Raw genomic sequence first — 16302 nt, forward strand, 5'->3', positions numbered from 1 at the left:
GGTGTTTGCCGTAAAATACGTCAAACAATCAGGAATTAGAAATTAGGAGTTAGGAATTAGAAGTTGGAGGTGACCTGATAAGTATGTCTAATTCCTAATTTCCAGTTCCTAATTCCTAATCAAAAACACCATCAATTTCTCGCTTCAATTTCGCAACAAACGTCCTAAGATATTCCACATTGCTTTCTGCCAGTTGCTTGCCTGTAGCGGTGTTCATTAAGGCAGGCAATTTGAAAAGTTTTAGCGCAAAATGATCCAGCGCAAAATGACTGTCATTTAAAGTTCTGTCATTTCCGAAAGGATCGTCGGCATGAAAAAGATTTGATTTGAATAAACCGGCTGTGTAAAACACACGTGCAAGTCCGATGGCTCCCAGTGCCTCCATGCGGTCCGCATCCTGCAATATTTTTGCTTCTATGGTTTGAGGAGGTATGCCTGCAGAAAAACTATGTGCGTGAATGGCATGTGCTACGTCCTGTAATTTCTCTCCGGGAAAATCGGGAAAATCATTTTGCAATATCTCTACTGCTTTATCGGCGCTTAACTTTGAGGCTTTGCTTCTATCGAGACTATTTTTAGGAACGGTTACATAGTCATGAAAATAGCTGCCAGCCAGCAATACAAGCAGATCAGCAACATTTCCTTCCGCATTATTAATGTACACGCTTGTTTTCCAAACACGGTTAAAATGCTTGAGATCATGCGCCGCATCATCACTTTTATAGTGCTCGTGTAAGTAGTTGATGAAGGCGTTTTCCCAGTGTTGGAGGTTCATGTGAGTTGAGAGTTGAGAGTTGTTGCCGGGGCAATAACTGAATGACTGAATAACTGAATAACTGATGTTGACGGTCGACTTTAGTTCTAAATCTGCTGATATAACTTATGTTTAAGAAGGCTTCGACAAACTCAGCCTGAAAGCGTAAACGGGTTGTCAGGCTGAGCTTGTCGAAGCCTTTTACAATGCAGAGATAAAGCCAATCCTCTGTATGTTGCACTGAATGAATTCCTAATTCCTAATTCCTAATTCCTAATTTCCAATTTCTAATTCCTAATTTCTGCTACGCTTCCCAGCCACGCCATCATTCCCATTCCTATTTCAATCGCACTTTCGTCGATGTTGAATGTTGGTGTGTGTACGCCGGAAGTAATTCCTTTTTCTACGTTCATAACGCCGAGCCTGTAAAAGCAACCAGGAATAACCTGCGAGTAGTAACCGAAATCTTCTGCACCCATTCTCACCTCGGTTTCTTCTACTTTTTCCTTCGTTAAGAATTGTTCTGCAAGCGCGACTGCAACACTATTCAGCGCTTCGTTGTTGTATACGTTTGGATAACCGACATCAATCAACAGATCAAGCTCTGCTCCCATGGAGTGTACCAGCTCTGTTGATAATTTACGAATGAGATCGTGTGCTTTGTAGCGCCACTCTTCATCCAGCGCACGGAAAGTACCCATCAGTTTCACTTCGCTTGGGATAACATTGGTAGTATAACCGCCTTGAAAGGATGTAATGGACAATACCGACGGATTTAGCGGATTTCTATTTCTGCTGATGATTTGCTGGAGGCTTGTCACAAGGTGCGAAGCAACCAAAATAGTATCTGTTGTTAAATGCGGAGCCGCGGCATGGCCGCCTTTGCTGCGAATGGTCATGTACAGCTCATCTGCACTTGCCATCACTTTTCCGCTTCTGAAACTTACTTTTCCTATTTCAAGTCCGGGGTGAACATGCAAGCCGAATATGCCCTGTGGCACCGGGTCTTCCAGTACACCTGCCTTTATCATAAGGCTGGCGCCGCCTGGATTTTTTTCTTCACCGGGTTGAAAGATCAGCTTAACTGTTCCTTCCCACTCGTTCTTTAACTCATTTAATATCTTAGCTGCACCAAGTAAAATGGTAGTATGAACATCATGGCCGCATGCGTGCATTACGCCTGCGTTGGTTGATTTGTAAGCCACTTCGTTTTCTTCCTGGATTGGCAACGCGTCCATATCGCCACGCAATGCAATAACGCGTGATGACGGATTTTTACCTTCAATAATGCCCACCACGCCGGTTTCCGCCATGATGGTGAAAGGAATACCGAAAGACTTTAATTTATTCTGAACGAATTTTGATGTTTCAAATTCTTTGTAACTCAGTTCAGGATGGGCATGCAAATGATGGCGAACGTCGATGAATTCGTCCGCATATGTTGCAGCCAGTTGTTTTATTTTTTCTGATAAATCCATAGAATGTTTAGGAGTAAAAAGGAAACAATTAGTTCGAATCGTCCAGCGTATCTGGCTTCACTTCGATAATATCTCTAACGATAAGCGTGTTGTCAAATTGTTTTGCCAGTTTTTTCTGATAGGCCATTGCTTCTTCCTGCGTCTTAAAATTGCCTACACGCAAGCGAAAATAAGGAGCTTGGTACAGGAGGTATGCCTTAAGATCAGGATAAAGCTCATATACCCTGGTTTTAACGGCAATCGCTTTGTTTCTGTCGTTTGTATTAATCACCTGTATTCTGAAACCCTGCGCAGAGCTTCTGGAAGCACGAGTGGTGGCTTCGTTGATCTGCATTTGCTTTTTTATAAGCATGTCAATGCGAGGATCTTTTTTTACTGCCACACTGGTTGTGTTTTGTGCGTTTGCATAAAACACGGTACAGATCATGAACATCACAAATGCGAGTTTCATCAGTTTATTTTTTATTTTATTTGGGCCTAATGCCCGCCTGACTGACGTTGTCGGGCGGGGAATTCGCCCCGCACCATCGGTAGGCGGGGCTCATTTCATAGTTTTATTTTTTTCTGTTAATACCCTTTCGTATCGAATGAAGGATCTCCTGTTGCGATGGCTACGCTGGCGCTGCATCCCAATCTGTCAGCCCCCGCATCCACCAGTTTTTTCGCAAATTCAAAATCCCTGATACCGCCTGATGCCTTGATCTTGATATTTGATGGCAAATGCTTGCGCATAAGTTGAACGGCCTCCACAGTTGCACCTTTTTCCGCATAGCCGGTAGAGGTTTTCATGAAGTCGATGCCCGCACCGCCCAGTTTTTCACAACATTCTATTATTTCATTATCAGAAAGAATGCCACTTTCTACAATTAGCTTGAAAACTTTGCCTTTATTATGAATCACCTCCGCCAGCAACTTCACTTCTTTTACCAGGAAATCCCAGTCGTTCATGCGTAACGCGATGAGATTGATCACGACGTCTATTTCGTCGGCACCATCTACAAGGGCCAAAACGGTTTCCGCGAGCTTCGCCTCAGTGGCAGAATAGCCAAAAGGGAAACCTACAACTGTCGCCACTTTTACATCTGTGGGATCCAGAATGGCGTCTGCGCGTTTTACAAATGAAGGCGGCACACAAACGGCCGCAAAGCCATATTTAACAGCTTCACCGCACAACTTCTCTACTTCTGCCAACGTAGTGGTTGGCTTTAATATCGTGTGGTCTATATATCCTGCTATGTTCATATGTGTTTAGTATTAAGTCAAAAGTAGAAAATAAAAAGTAAAAAGCCTGTGTTGACTGTTTCTAAGTCGTTTAGTATAAGCTTTTTGACTTTTAATTTTTGACTTTTGACTTGATTTCGCACTAATCAACCTGGAACAACAAAAACTGCGTTTTCCGCCCCAGTAAAAAATCATTGTCGGAAACGAAGATCATGCTGCGCTTGCCGTTTGATAAACGCGGACCGAACGCTGCACCCTCCACGTTATCAATATACATGTTCAATGAATCCATGTTTAACAACAATTGCTTTTTCACCAACACTTTTGGTCGGTTTACTTTCAACGATTGAATGCTCGATACATCCTGTGCGGTTTTGAAATTGCATTTGAAAACTTTGATGGTGCAGTTTTTTACGCCTGTTGAAAATGACCTTTCGGTGATCAAGAATTCATCGGCGCCAATTGGCAAAATATCAACTATTCCGTTTACTTTGAAACCATCTGCGGGCGCAGGTGCGTGCGCAATTGGGCCGAGCTTGTAAGCATATTGCGCCAATAACTTTTTCTTTTCTACATCATATTTCAAAATGCGAACGTAAGCCGTTGTGTCTTTCAAGCCGGCGGCGGGCCCATCCTGGTACAAAGGCGCTTCGGTGGTTACGTACATTGTTTTGTCATTGTCTGTGAAACATACACCCTCAAACACACCGTTTTGTCTTGGCCCTTTTTCATCTTTCGTCATAAGGAACTGGGCTGGCAATGGAAAATGGCCGATATCTTTCCCGTTGTTGTCCATTATGATGATTGCCGGATCTTGTAAAATAGCATTGCCGTCTTTGATGATCCTGTCGCCCTCTGATGTCCAGACGAAATATTTTTTTGTGCCATTAAAACGAATGGCTTCAGGGTCGGGAGCGTGGGCAGGGTCAGTGCTTAAGGATGGATACAATGCGCCGTTCGATTGACGGAGTGCTGTTTGCGCAATAAAGAAAGCGGTGTCAATTTTATCTGCTTTCAAATTAATTTTTGCTGTGTAAAATCTTATTGGGTTTATAACCGCCCGATCGTCGCAGATGAGATAATATTCGTTCAATTTCGGATTGTAGTCGATGCCAGACAATCCGCCGACAGTGGTATTTTGAAACTGAAAGTTATATGGGATGTCAAACTCGTTGAGAAACGTGAGTTTGTTTATGGTTTGACCGTTGGCAGTCAGTGCAATTAAAAATATCAGTGCGGTCAGGATAGATTTCATCGAACTTATTTTGTGTGCAAAATACATAGTTTACCACTAAGACACTAAGGACACTAAGTTTCACTAAGGGTTGTTCAAAGTTTATGGTTGCCTTAGTGTACTTAGTGCCTTAGTGGTAACTCTCGAAAACCGCCACAGGAAACTGATTGAATATATCTTTAAGCTCCAACTGTCCATTGGTATTAATTATCTCACCAGTAAAAATATTTCTCCATTGCTTAGGAGCATCTGCTGGCATAGGAATACTAATTTCTTCCCAACCTGTTTTTTGTGCTGCGACCAATCCAGTTGGAATAACTACGATGACCCATTTATCGTCCTTCTTTCTTGCATAAGCAATTACTTTTCGCTTGCCTGCTTCTATCTCTAACGGAATATAATCTCCCTCGATAAACAATGCATTGTTTGCTTTGCGGTATTGAAGAATAGTTCGGGTAGTAAACATTTTTTGTCCGCCGACAAGCAATTTATTTTGCGACCAGCAAAGGGCGTCTTGTAAGGAGCGCTTTTCGTTTTGTATCAATTCATTCATCAGATTTTTTCGCAAATCATAGTTTACGTGCCGCCTGTTATCAGGGTCAACATAACTAAGATCCCAAAGCTCGCTGCCCTGGTAAAAGTCGGGAATGCCCGGTGCCGTTGATTTTATTACAACCTGCGACAAGCTATAAACTTCAGCATACAATTTCACTTTTCTAACAAATGGAATAATGCTGGATAAAAATGCATGTGAGGGATCAAACAATGCATCGATAAATTCCATACATGCTTTTTCATAATCATCATCCGGCCTTGATGGTGTGCTGAAATATTTTGATTCGCGCAAAGCCTTTGTGTAGAACCATTTTAATCGATCTTTACTTTCATCGTTTGTACTTAAGTCTTCAGGAAAGCCACCCACAATACTTTGGTATAAAAAATACTCATCGTTGAAAACGGGTGCCTGCACCTCTTTCACACGCCTCTTAAATGGCGCATTTATTTGTTGCCAATGAGTGACAAGTGCGGTCCATTCATTTGTCAATTCGCTTAAAACGTTGATCCTGACACGGGCATCTTCTCCACGTTTTGTGTCATGTGTGGAAGTGCTGTTAAGCGACAAAGGATTAGCCTGATGCCGCTGTTGCATTTTCTCATGAAAGTTATTTACAGAAATACCCAGCACACAAGGCAAATCTCCCACCTCATTGTGTGAGATCAAGGGATTGTATAAATAGAACGTAGTGTCCTCCACTCCTTTTGCAGCAAGCGGCCCGGTGAACTGCATGAGGCGTTGAATGAATTGCAAACGTTCGGCTTGTTTCTCATTGTGATCATCAAACAATTTTCTTAACGCGTGCAAAGCAGGTTTCAAATGGGATGCCCTGTTTTCAGCGTCTTCAAATGCTTTGCTAACAATTTCCCTGCTAATATCATCAATGGGAAATTGATCAATGTAAACACGATATAAGGGAAACGCCGCCATGAATGTTCCCAATGCCCGATGTAGTTCTTCCTCTTTTATTGATCTGCCTTCTATAATATTTAACGAGATGAGCAAACGCATAAGATTGTCCCATTCACCGCGCATATATTTTTCAAGGAAAGAAAATTTTCTATCGAAAACGATGTCATAATAATTTTGAAAATCAGGTGCATGTTGGTTGTAAAACGACACCAGCTCTTCGGAACCTTTCATATCCGTTAATACCTGGTTGATGTAAGAAAGAAACTCGTAGCCACTTGTTCCTTCCAAATCAAAAGACTCAGGCAGCTGTTCCTTTATTTCAAGAATTTTCTCGGCAATGATGTAGCAATCTTTTCCAAGTAAATTTCTCAATCGTTTTATGTAACCGGCAGGATTTTTTAAGCCGTCGATGTGATCGATCCGCAGTCCCTGAATCAATCCCTCATCGTACAATTGTTTTATGAGTTGGTGATAATCGTTAAAAACGCTTTCATCTTCAATGCGCACACAAATCAGGCTATTGATGGTAAAGAAACGCCGGTAGTTCATTATTCTGTCCGACTCTTCGTACCATTCGAGCTTGTAAAACTGATCATTTGCCAGTCGCAGGAGCAAGTCTTTGTTGTTGTTGATTTGCTTTACACCGTCTTCTATTTTTTCCTTAACGCAAGAAAGCTTTTCAATGAATTGCCTTTTTTTCTCCTGCCAGCTTTTATAATCGGCGTGCTTGCCCGCAAGAAATTCCTCCAGATCTTCTTCGTAGGTTCCTTTCTCCAATCCACATTGCGAAAGCAACAATTCGTAGCTGTCTGCCTTCACCGGATAATGATTTTCGTAGTAACATATTTCAAACCCGTTTTCCGCAAAGCACAATACCACCTTTTTTGCTTCAATGCACTTTTGCAAATTGGCTTCCAGAAAGGGCAACATGATTCTGTCTTTAAGTTTCGGATGGTCCCAATCGATATCGAAATAGTTTCCGTACGTGGAACTTCGCCCTCTTTCCAAAACATCCCACAATCTATAGTTAGTATCGATCACCGACATATGGTTGGGCACAATATCCTGTATCCACGAAAAGCCTTTCTTCTTTAATATTGTTGACAAAATCCGCAACTCCTCGAGCGACCCGATTTCATCATTTATAATGTTTGGATTAACCACATCATAGCCATGATCGCTTCCATTCATTGCTTTAAAAACAGGCGATGCATAAATGGTCGAAATACCCAGTTCCTCCAGATAATCGATGATGGACGCAAGATTTTTAAACGTAAAGTTCTTGTTGAATTGTATGCGATATGTGGAAGAAGGATGAAGCATGTTTTGAGTTTTAAATACGCGGGACGCAGATTGTCATGATTTTTTATGAACTGGAAAACACATTAACCAATCATCATAATCATGACAATCATGACAATCTGCGTTCCTTCCTTTTCACGTCATTCCCGGAAGCTTAATGCCTGCCGAAATAATATCTTCCAGTATTTTTTCCTGGATGATCATTTGGTTATCAATGAAACCGTGTGCTTCAAGCCATGCGCTGATCATCACTTTATATCCGTCTGGGTCGAACGATGATATGCCTATTCTAAACACAGGTTCTTTCAATACATCCTTATGCTCCGTCAATGATTTTGAAACCGTGTCTCTTACGTCATTGTAGTTGATTCCATAGCTGAATTTCATTTCAATATCCAGTCTGCGCTTACCCTCCATGCTGGTATTTACAATTACTTCATTGGATAGCTTGCTATTGGGAATGATGACAGTTTTGTTATCGTAGGTGAGCACCACAGTGTAGAATATCTGAATGGATGTTACTATGCCGGAATTGCCTTGTGCTGTAATGCTGTCTCCTACTTTGTATGGTTTTAATAAAAGGATAAGAATGCCACTCATGAAGTTTTGCAAAGTGCCGGACAGCGCTAAACCCGCGGCTACACCAAAAGCACCAATCAGCGCGGTGAAGATGGTTACTTTTACACCAATAATATCCATTAACGCAAACACCAGAAGCAATTGCAAAGCGATTGTGATCATGCTGATAAGAAAAGGCTGCAAAGTAGCATCAACGTCTTCTTTGGTCATTAATTTCCTGATCCATTTCTTCAATATCCTAATGAGCCATTGTGCAATGACGAATATAACAATGCCGAGAAGTATATGTCCTCCATGAGTTAATATCCATGTCTTTAGTGCTGCATAAACGTCTTCCAGCTTCATAAATGTTCAGCTTTAAAAGCCAAAACACTTAAAATATTACGCCGGGAACATGATTTGTACTATAAATAAAAAAAGATGGCCATAGGGACCATCTTTGCATTATATTTTCACTGTTTGTAGAAATTTTGGTACACTACAATTGAAATTCAAAAGTAAAAAGTAAAAAAGAATCTCAAACTGTCGGAGATCGTTTTGACTTTTGAATTTTTAATTTTTCCTTACTTTAATACTTCCGCAAGCTTTTTATCAAGATCCTCTCCTCTTAAAGCTTCTGCAATAATCTTTCCTTGTGGATCAATCAATACATTGTAAGGAATGCCTTCAAAACCAAAAGTTTTCACCGCGCTGCTATTCCAGTATTGCAGATCGCTTACATGCGTCCAGGCCAGTTTGTCTGCTGCTATTGCTTTTTGCCATGGCTCTTTTTCTTTGTCTAACGACACGCCAAGAATGGCAAAATTCTTACTCTTGTATTTGTTGAAAGCTGCTACTACATTAGGATTTTCGCCTCTGCAAGGGCCGCACCAGCTCGCCCAGAAATCAACCAGTAAATACTTGCCTTTAAAATCTGCAATGGAAACATTCTTCCCATTTACATCTGGCAATGTCAATGCGGGTGCTTGTTTGCCAACCCACATAAGTTGGGGAGCCTCTTGCTGTTGTTGTTGTGCCTGTTTAGCCTGGTTGTCGTAGTTTGTTTTTAACTGCGTCAAAGGTTTATAATCAGGAAATTTTTTCACGCTTTCATTCAAGGCATTTTCAAACATATCCTTTTGGAAGGAGCGTGACGAAAACCCAAGTATGAAAAGATTGATCGCAGGATGAGATTTGTTGCTTGCCAATGTGCCATTGATAAAGCTGTTCAATTTGTCCAGCTCATTATTCTTTTTTTCTGTAGCAAGAATAATAAGGCTATCGGAAGCGCCACTTTTCTTAAGGCTATCCATTGCTTTGAATGCTACATTGGCACCGTAAATTTTATCGCTGTAAGTGTACAGGTAATCTTTCAGCTGGGTGCTTGCTTCAGAACCACTTATTGAGTAGTAATCTTTGTGCTTCGCAAAATCGATGTCGACAGTAATTTCTTTTCCATCGTTGATCAACGCTACAATCGGGCCGTTTTCTACGGACAACTGGTAGATATTTTCCTGTGCGCCATTTCCTTTCAGGGTAAGCGTTCCATCATTTGCTTTTAACACACCGGTATCCAGTAAGATCGGATTTTGATCTTCGCCAAAAGGAATCTCTTCAAAAAACACTTTCACAGCACTTACCACTTTGGCAGAATCGCCTGAGTTGGGTAAGTACATCAATTTGTCAGCGTTTTTGTAGTGTACGATTACTTTGAAAGCACCATCTTTTTTAGAGTTGCAAGCCGTTGTAAAAAGCAATAACACAGAGGTAATTGCCAGTAATGTTTTTCTTAAATATTGCATTTATTATCGTTGAAAATTATTGACTAAGTTTTTCTGTCAGCAATTGAGTAGTTACTTTAGGATCAGCTTTCCCTTTTGACACTTTTTTTACTTCGCCCATAAACAAACCGATCAAGCCTTTCTTTCCTTTTTTGTATTCCGCCACTTTATCGGGCATTTTGGCCAACACTTCATCTACCCATGTTGCTATGCTGTCAGTGTCTGATTCCTGTAACAGGTTCATTTCCGTAGCAGTTTCAAGCGCTGTTTTAGAACCATCCTTCACAAGTGCAGGGAAAATTCTGTGTGCAGCAATGGAGAAATTTACTTTACCGCTTTCCACCAGTTCAATGACATCAGCCAGCTTTTCCGGCGTCAAAGTAAAGTCCTCAATAATTACGTTGTGATCGTTGAGGTAAGATTTAACGGGGCCAAGTAGCCAGTTTGCAGCCGGTTTTGCGTGGCTTCCATGTTTTATGAGTTTCTCAAAATATTGAATGGTTCCGCTGTCGTCGCAAATTACACGGGCGTCATACTCAGGCAGGTGCAGCTGCTCCATGTATTTGTTCACCAGTTGCTCCGGCAATGCAGGCATTGCGTCTTTTATTTTTTGCAGTTGTGTTTCACTCACTATAAATGGCGGCAAATCCGGATCAGGGAAATAGCGGTAGTCATTTGCTTCTTCTTTTGAGCGAAGAGAAAACGTAGTATCGTTTGTTGCATCAAAACTGCGTGTTTCCTGCGTGATCGACTCTCCTTTTTCTACCAGTTCCACCATTCTGTCTACCTCGTAATCAATCGCTTTTTTTACGTTGCGGATACTGTTCAGGTTTTTCACCTCTACCTTGGTTCCGAGTTTTGTTTCACCCTTCAGGCGGATGGAAATATTGGCATCGCAACGCAAACTGCCTTCTTCCATGTTACCATCGCAAACATGCAGATAACGAACCAGTTTGCGCAGTTCAGTGATGTAAGCGTAAGCCTCTTCGCTGCTGTGAAGGTCCGGCTCTGTTACAATTTCCACCAGTGGAACGCCGGCGCGGTTATAATCCACGCAAGTGTTTTTATCATCCACGTCGTGAATGCTTTTTCCTGCATCTTCTTCCAGGTGAATACGGTTTAGTACCACATCGCGTTTACCGTCGCCGGTGCGAATGTTTACAAAACCTCCTTTACAAATGGGCGTTGTGTGCTGTGATATTTGATAGCCTTTTGGTAGATCGGGATAAAAATAGTTTTTGCGGGCAAAATAGTTGATGCGTTCAATTTCACAACCGCAAGCCAAACCCAATCTAATGGCTAATTCTACTGCTTCTTTGTTTAATTTAGGCAATGTGCCGGGATAGGCGAGCGTGATTGGACTTATATGCGTATTTGCTTCACCGCCAAACGTCGCACTGTCACCGCTGAAAAGTTTACTTTTTGTAAGCAACTGTGCATGCACTTCCAGTCCTATAACCACTTCATACTTGTCTTTACCTTGTACCATAGTTAATTGCCTCTTTAGAGAATATCTGCAAAACTACCGGAATAATCGAATAAACGAGTTATTGAATGGCAGAATCATTGAATAACTGAATAACTAAGTAACTGAATAACTGATGACTCTCTGAATGTTGACATTCAAACAATTAGTTGGAGAGCCGACTATGGCGGCTTTCCATTCAGTTATTCAATTATTCAGTTATTCAGTCACTAAAAAAGGGCACAAGCTATGCGCTCATGCCCCAAACGATCGGCTGTTTATACTGATTATAAATTCGCGGTTCTTAGCTTCCTTGGAATTTTTATTTCCAGGTCCTGGTTAATGCCATTGCGGGTAACTTTTACCGGAATGGTGCTTTTCTCTCTCGCCTCTCTTGAGGCTTCAACCAGTTGCTCGGTATTGGCAATTGATTTGTCATCAAAAGAAGTGATGATGTCGCCTTCTTTCAAGCCAGACTTAGCAGCATTGGAAGAATCCTCAACGCTTAATACTTTTACTCCTTTGCCATCTTCGGTGTCCTGGGCTTTGATGCCTAGTTTTGGACCGGCATTAGGGCCGCGGAAACCGTAAACTTTCATATCGCCGCGCATTTCGTCAAGAGACCTCAGCTGCTCATCCAGTTCTTTCTGGTCAAAATCGAAATGGAAATCCTGAGGTTCATCGAAATTGTAATTATAGGTCATTGCTTGTGGCGGACGTTTGCCCAGGGTTGTAGTAACTTTTTGATCCTTTTTATTGCGCTTGTAAGTGATGGTTATTTTTTCATTGGGCTTGTATGAGCCAACCGCTTTTGAAAGATCTTCGGGAGATGTGATAGCAGCGTCGTCTACTTTGGTAATGATGTCACCAACCTTTAATCCTGCTTTTGCTGCGGGAGTACCTTCTGTAACTTCCGTTACTTTCGCGCCATTGTCTTTCTCAGTTTTTACGCCAAGAAAACCTCTCGAATCATTCATGTTTATTGAATAGGATTTGCGAAACTGAGGATTTGCTCTTGCGCCTGGTGGCATGGGGGGAATCGGAGGTATTGGTGCAACATCAAAAGCCATGTCGTCCGCATTGACATGAATTCTTATTTTTTTCTGGATAACGGCAAGGTCGTCGTCATTAAATTCCTCTACTTTTTTGCCATTAACAGTTACCACTCCTTTGTTGATCTCAATAGTAAGTTTGCGATCCTTGTCGCTATCGCTTTTCTTTTTAATGATGATTTCATCATACTGATCAAGCTTATCCTTATCTTTTGACTTAACCCCGTTTTTAACACCCTGTGCAAATAGGGTTCCTGAGGCGAGAACGCTTGCAAACAGAGCGAAGGTTTTTATAAAATTTTTCATACCAGAATGTTTATATGAACTAAGTACGTTTTTTTTCGTAGATCAAATATACTTCATTTTCCGATATACGAAAGTTTTCGCAATTCAATTTTTCCTTTTAACTATTTTTTAGGGACTGGTTGATATTTAATGGGTAGGGGCGAATCGCATTCGCACTCGTGCGCATCACACTATGTTGTGTCAATTCGAAAGCGGTCGTTAAGAAACAAACACGCTACGAGGAGTTGAAAAAGAAAAGCGGCTACCAGTATTCTGGTAACCGCTTTAAGTATTTCTTATTATTAGTTATAACAATTAAACTATTTTTCAAACTTTGGAAGTCCAGCTGTTCGTAAAATTTCATTAGCCCTAGCGACTTTCTGCTTAACAAAGTTGCTTTTCAGGTATGTATCGAGTTTTTTGTCTACCTTAATAATGATAGCACCTTTATTATCGTTTTTTACCTTTTTCATATTTTCGAAGTTACTTCTTTTTTCGTATAACCAAAAAAGCGGAATAATCGCTTTTGCTATTAAATGATTCCCACTCATCTTTCAATGTAAATCCAAAAACTTCAAAATCGGGCGTGATCAAATTTAAATGATTTGATATCCCTATCTTATAAAGTCTCGTTCTTGATCTGGTACTACCCTCGGCAAATATCATGACATCTGGAAATTTCTGTGTAAATGAATATAGCGTTGACGCCACCGTTGCCAAAACCTTACGGCTATCTCCATTATTTGTTGTCACGGCATCATCAATTTCGCCTGTTTTAAGATTTTTATCGCCTAAAACAAGGTTGTATAAATTAGGAATGTGGGTTTTACTATAAACTATAATTTTCGCAACTTTTCCATTTTTTCCTTCGCTTACAAATTCATAAACAAAAGAAGAATTACTGGCAACCACAGGATATTTATCTAAGTTCATCTATGTGCAATAAAAATACCCAAACACTTCATCGCAAAAGCATGAAGTATTTGGGTATATATAGGTTTTAAAAAATTAGCTTACACCAGCCCTTTCACTTTCTCAATCACTGCTTCCAAACCGCTTACATCTTGCCCACCTGCAGTTGCCAAAGTTTTCTGGCCGCCGCCGCCGCCTTTGATGAGTGGAGCAACGTGTTCCTTAATGATCTTGCCTGCATCCAATCCTTTCTCAGCAACCACTTTATCGCTGATGCCTACTGCAACGGATGCTTTGCCATCTACATTTGCGCAAAGAACGGCTACGTATTCGTCAAGGTTTTGTTTAAGATCGAAGCAAAGCTTTTTCAACGCATCGGCACTGCTTACTTCCACCACTTCACCAATAAAGCTTACGCCGTTGATCACAGTTGCTTTTTTGATGATTTCTTCGCGAAGAGCTCCGAGGAAACGGGATTCAAATTGTTCCACTTTCTTTCTAAGATCAGCTGCTTCGGCAAGTGTGCTTTCAATTGCTTTTGCAACATCTTTCGGATTTTTCAGCGTTTCTTTTATGCTAGCCAATGTTTGCAAATGATCATTTACAAACACTTCCGCTGCGTGGCCGCTTATTGCTTCGATACGACGAACACCAGCAGCAACGGCACTTTCATGTTTTATTTTAAAGAAACCCAGCTCTCCCGTCGCGCCTACGTGTGTACCACCGCAAAGTTCGATTGAATATTTAGGATCCATGATCACCACGCGAACACGGTCACCATACTTTTCACCGAAAAGTGCCATAGCACCAAGTTGTATCGCTTCTTCCTTTGGCAGTTCTTTTATTACAACAGGAATATTTTCACGAATCTTTTCATTTACGATCTCTTCGATTTGCGCAATTTCTTCATCGGTAACTTTTGCAAAATGCGAGAAGTCAAAACGCAAATGCTCTTCATTTACCAACGAACCTTTTTGTGCCACGTGTGTACCCAACACTTTACGCAATGCCGCATGCAGCAAGTGCGTAGCAGAGTGATGCACCTGGGTTTTTCTGCGTTTTTCATCAGCCACTTTTGCAGACACAACTGCTGTAATGTTTACAGGCAATTTCTCTGCGAAATGTATGATTAGATCATTTTCTTTTTTGGTATCGGTTACCGCAATTTCTTCGCCGTCGAAAAGCAAAATACCTGTATCGCCAACCTGTCCGCCACTTTCAGCATAGAACGGAGTTGCTTCCAGTACGATCTGGAACGATTCTTTTCCTTTCGCTTTTACTTTGCGGTATTTGGTTACTTTGGTTTCTGTATTCAAAGTATGGTAACCTTCGAAACTTGTATTGGCTGTATCTTTCAGTACCACCCAATCTTCTGTGTCAAGCGCTGTTGCAGCACGGGAACGATCCTTTTGTTGTGTCAATGCTTTTTCGAAAGCCTCTTCGTCCACTTTCAAATTATTTTCCTGAGCGATCAATCTTGTAAGGTCAATCGGAAAACCATATGTATCGAGTAATTCGAAAGCAGCTTCTCCATTGATCGCCGCTCCTTTCGTTTGAGCAATTACTTCATCTATTTTCTTCAACCCTTTTTCAAGTGTTCTTAAGAAAGCATCTTCTTCTTCTTTCACCACTTTGCCTACAAAATCCAATTGCTGGAACAGTTCAGGAAACACAGTTTTGAATTGCGCTGCAAGAACCGGCATCAACTGATACAACAGTGGTTCTTTCATATCCAAATAAGAGAAGTAGTAACGAACCGCTCTTCTCAAAATTCTTCTGATCACATAACCGGCGCCGGTATTGCTTGGCAATTGTCCGTCTGCGATGGTAAACGCGATAGCCCTTATATGGTCAGCAATTACGCGGAAGGCGATTGCCTGTTTTGTATCGGAGAAATCGTATTTCTTGCCGGTGATTTTTTCTGTAGCCGCGATTGTCCCTGTAAATACGTCCGAATCGTAGTTGGAAGTTTTCTGTTGCAAAACTCTCACCAGGCGCTCGAAGCCCATACCAGTATCAACGTGCTTTGCTGGCAGCAGTTCAAGTGAACCATCCTTCAAACGGTTAAACTGGATAAATACATTGTTCCAAATTTCAATCACCTGCGGGTGATCATTGTTTACTAATGTTTTTCCGTCCACTGCTTTTCTTTCGTCGTCGGGACGGCAGTCTACGTGGATTTCTGTACAAGGACCACAAGGGCCGGTATCGCCCATTTCCCAGAAATTATCTTTTTTGTTACCCAAGAGAATTCTGTCTTCTGCTATCCATTTTTGCCATTCGTTAAAGGCTTCTTCGTCTTTAGGCAAATTCTCTTTCGCGTCGCCTTCAAATATGGTAACGTATAATCTGTCCTTAGGAATTCCGTAAACTTCTGCTAGTAACTCCCAGCTCCATTCAATGGCTTCTTTTTTAAAGTAGTCGCCAAAGCTCCAGTTGCCTAGCATTTCAAACATGGTGTGGTGGTAGGTGTCAACACCTACTTCTTCGAGGTCGTTGTGTTTACCACTAACACGTAAACATTTTTGAGTGTCCGCTATGCGTGAAGAAGGCGCTTTTTTATTGCCCAGGAAATAATCCTTAAACTGGTTCATGCCCGCATTGGTAAACAGCAATGTAGGGTCATTCTTAACGACAATAGGAGCCGAAGGCACAATTGCATGTCCTTTGGAAGCAAAAAAATCTAGAAACTTTTGACGTATCTCTGCACTTGTTAGCATAAACGGAACAATCTTTGGTTGTTAGTTGCCTTCCGGGAAACTATATTTGTGGATAACTCCGGAAGAAATGAG

Annotated in this window: 13 protein-coding genes; all 13 read right to left on the reverse strand. The window is 41.3% G+C overall.

Annotation, left to right across the window (positions count from 1 at the left end):
- Nucleotides 1-115: 115 nt before the first annotated feature.
- Nucleotides 116-775, reverse strand: coding sequence for a phosphohydrolase (locus tag KTO63_RS08050; protein ID WP_217790712.1), 660 nt, complete (start codon nt 773-775; stop codon nt 116-118).
- Between the two features lie 266 nt (nt 776-1041).
- Nucleotides 1042-2232: a M20 metallopeptidase family protein gene (locus KTO63_RS08055; protein ID WP_217790713.1), complete on the reverse strand. Its 1191-nt coding sequence runs from the start codon at nt 2230-2232 to the stop codon at nt 1042-1044.
- Between the two features lie 28 nt (nt 2233-2260).
- Complete coding sequence (locus tag KTO63_RS08060; protein WP_217790714.1) at nt 2261-2683, reverse strand: SPOR domain-containing protein; 423 nt, start codon at nt 2681-2683, stop codon at nt 2261-2263.
- Nucleotides 2684-2799: 116 nt separating this feature from the next.
- Entirely contained in the window at nt 2800-3474 is a 675-nt protein-coding gene (gene deoC, locus KTO63_RS08065; RefSeq protein WP_217790715.1) for a deoxyribose-phosphate aldolase, read from the reverse strand.
- 121 nt (nt 3475-3595) lie between these two features.
- Nucleotides 3596-4708 carry an esterase-like activity of phytase family protein gene (locus KTO63_RS08070; RefSeq protein WP_217790716.1) on the reverse strand — a complete coding sequence of 371 codons (1113 nt, stop codon included), beginning with the start codon at nt 4706-4708 and terminating at the stop codon, nt 3596-3598.
- A 109-nt stretch (nt 4709-4817) separates the two neighbouring features.
- A complete protein-coding gene (gene treY, locus KTO63_RS08075; protein WP_217790717.1) occupies nt 4818-7478 on the reverse strand; it encodes a malto-oligosyltrehalose synthase in 2661 nt (886 codons plus the stop codon).
- Nucleotides 7479-7592: 114 nt separating this feature from the next.
- Nucleotides 7593-8381, reverse strand: coding sequence for a mechanosensitive ion channel family protein (locus KTO63_RS08080; RefSeq protein WP_217790718.1), 789 nt, complete (start codon nt 8379-8381; stop codon nt 7593-7595).
- 218 nt (nt 8382-8599) lie between these two features.
- On the reverse strand, nt 8600-9817 hold the full coding sequence (locus KTO63_RS26260; protein ID WP_232373083.1) for a TlpA family protein disulfide reductase: 1218 nt from the start codon (nt 9815-9817) through the stop codon (nt 8600-8602).
- A 16-nt stretch (nt 9818-9833) separates the two neighbouring features.
- Nucleotides 9834-11285 carry an Asp-tRNA(Asn)/Glu-tRNA(Gln) amidotransferase subunit GatB gene (gene gatB, locus KTO63_RS08090; RefSeq protein ID WP_217790719.1) on the reverse strand — a complete coding sequence of 484 codons (1452 nt, stop codon included), beginning with the start codon at nt 11283-11285 and terminating at the stop codon, nt 9834-9836.
- A 263-nt stretch (nt 11286-11548) separates the two neighbouring features.
- Nucleotides 11549-12619, reverse strand: a complete 1071-nt coding sequence (locus KTO63_RS08095; RefSeq protein WP_217790720.1) for a PDZ domain-containing protein — start codon at nt 12617-12619, stop codon at nt 11549-11551.
- 299 nt (nt 12620-12918) lie between these two features.
- Nucleotides 12919-13071 carry a hypothetical protein gene (locus KTO63_RS08100; RefSeq protein WP_217790721.1) on the reverse strand — a complete coding sequence of 51 codons (153 nt, stop codon included), beginning with the start codon at nt 13069-13071 and terminating at the stop codon, nt 12919-12921.
- A 10-nt stretch (nt 13072-13081) separates the two neighbouring features.
- Nucleotides 13082-13531, reverse strand: a complete 450-nt coding sequence (locus KTO63_RS08105; protein ID WP_217790722.1) for a DUF6934 family protein — start codon at nt 13529-13531, stop codon at nt 13082-13084.
- 80 nt (nt 13532-13611) lie between these two features.
- Nucleotides 13612-16230, reverse strand: a complete 2619-nt coding sequence (gene alaS, locus KTO63_RS08110; protein WP_217790723.1) for an alanine--tRNA ligase — start codon at nt 16228-16230, stop codon at nt 13612-13614.
- Between the last annotated feature and the right edge of the window lie 72 nt (nt 16231-16302).

Origin of the sequence: Pinibacter aurantiacus, from assembly GCF_019130065.1 — a bacterium.
GTDB classification, from domain to species: domain Bacteria; phylum Bacteroidota; class Bacteroidia; order Chitinophagales; family Chitinophagaceae; genus Pinibacter; species Pinibacter aurantiacus.

Bases quoted from the DNA above. Each gene is read 5' to 3' on its own strand.
- KTO63_RS08050 (WP_217790712.1), bottom strand. From the start codon at position 775: ATGAACCTCCAACACTGGGAAAACGCCTTCATCAACTACTTACACGAG.
- KTO63_RS08055 (WP_217790713.1), bottom strand. From the start codon at position 2,232: ATGGATTTATCAGAAAAAATAAAACAACTGGCTGCAACATATGCGGAC.
- KTO63_RS08060 (WP_217790714.1), bottom strand. From the start codon at position 2,683: ATGAAACTCGCATTTGTGATGTTCATGATCTGTACCGTGTTTTATGCA.
- deoC (WP_217790715.1), bottom strand. From the start codon at position 3,474: ATGAACATAGCAGGATATATAGACCACACGATATTAAAGCCAACCACT.
- KTO63_RS08070 (WP_217790716.1), bottom strand. From the start codon at position 4,708: ATGAAATCTATCCTGACCGCACTGATATTTTTAATTGCACTGACTGCC.
- treY (WP_217790717.1), bottom strand. From the start codon at position 7,478: ATGCTTCATCCTTCTTCCACATATCGCATACAATTCAACAAGAACTTT.
- KTO63_RS08080 (WP_217790718.1), bottom strand. From the start codon at position 8,381: ATGAAGCTGGAAGACGTTTATGCAGCACTAAAGACATGGATATTAACT.
- KTO63_RS26260 (WP_232373083.1), bottom strand. From the start codon at position 9,817: ATGCAATATTTAAGAAAAACATTACTGGCAATTACCTCTGTGTTATTG.
- gatB (WP_217790719.1), bottom strand. From the start codon at position 11,285: ATGGTACAAGGTAAAGACAAGTATGAAGTGGTTATAGGACTGGAAGTG.
- KTO63_RS08095 (WP_217790720.1), bottom strand. From the start codon at position 12,619: ATGAAAAATTTTATAAAAACCTTCGCTCTGTTTGCAAGCGTTCTCGCC.
- KTO63_RS08100 (WP_217790721.1), bottom strand. From the start codon at position 13,071: ATGAAAAAGGTAAAAAACGATAATAAAGGTGCTATCATTATTAAGGTA.
- KTO63_RS08105 (WP_217790722.1), bottom strand. From the start codon at position 13,531: ATGAACTTAGATAAATATCCTGTGGTTGCCAGTAATTCTTCTTTTGTT.
- alaS (WP_217790723.1), bottom strand. From the start codon at position 16,230: ATGCTAACAAGTGCAGAGATACGTCAAAAGTTTCTAGATTTTTTTGCT.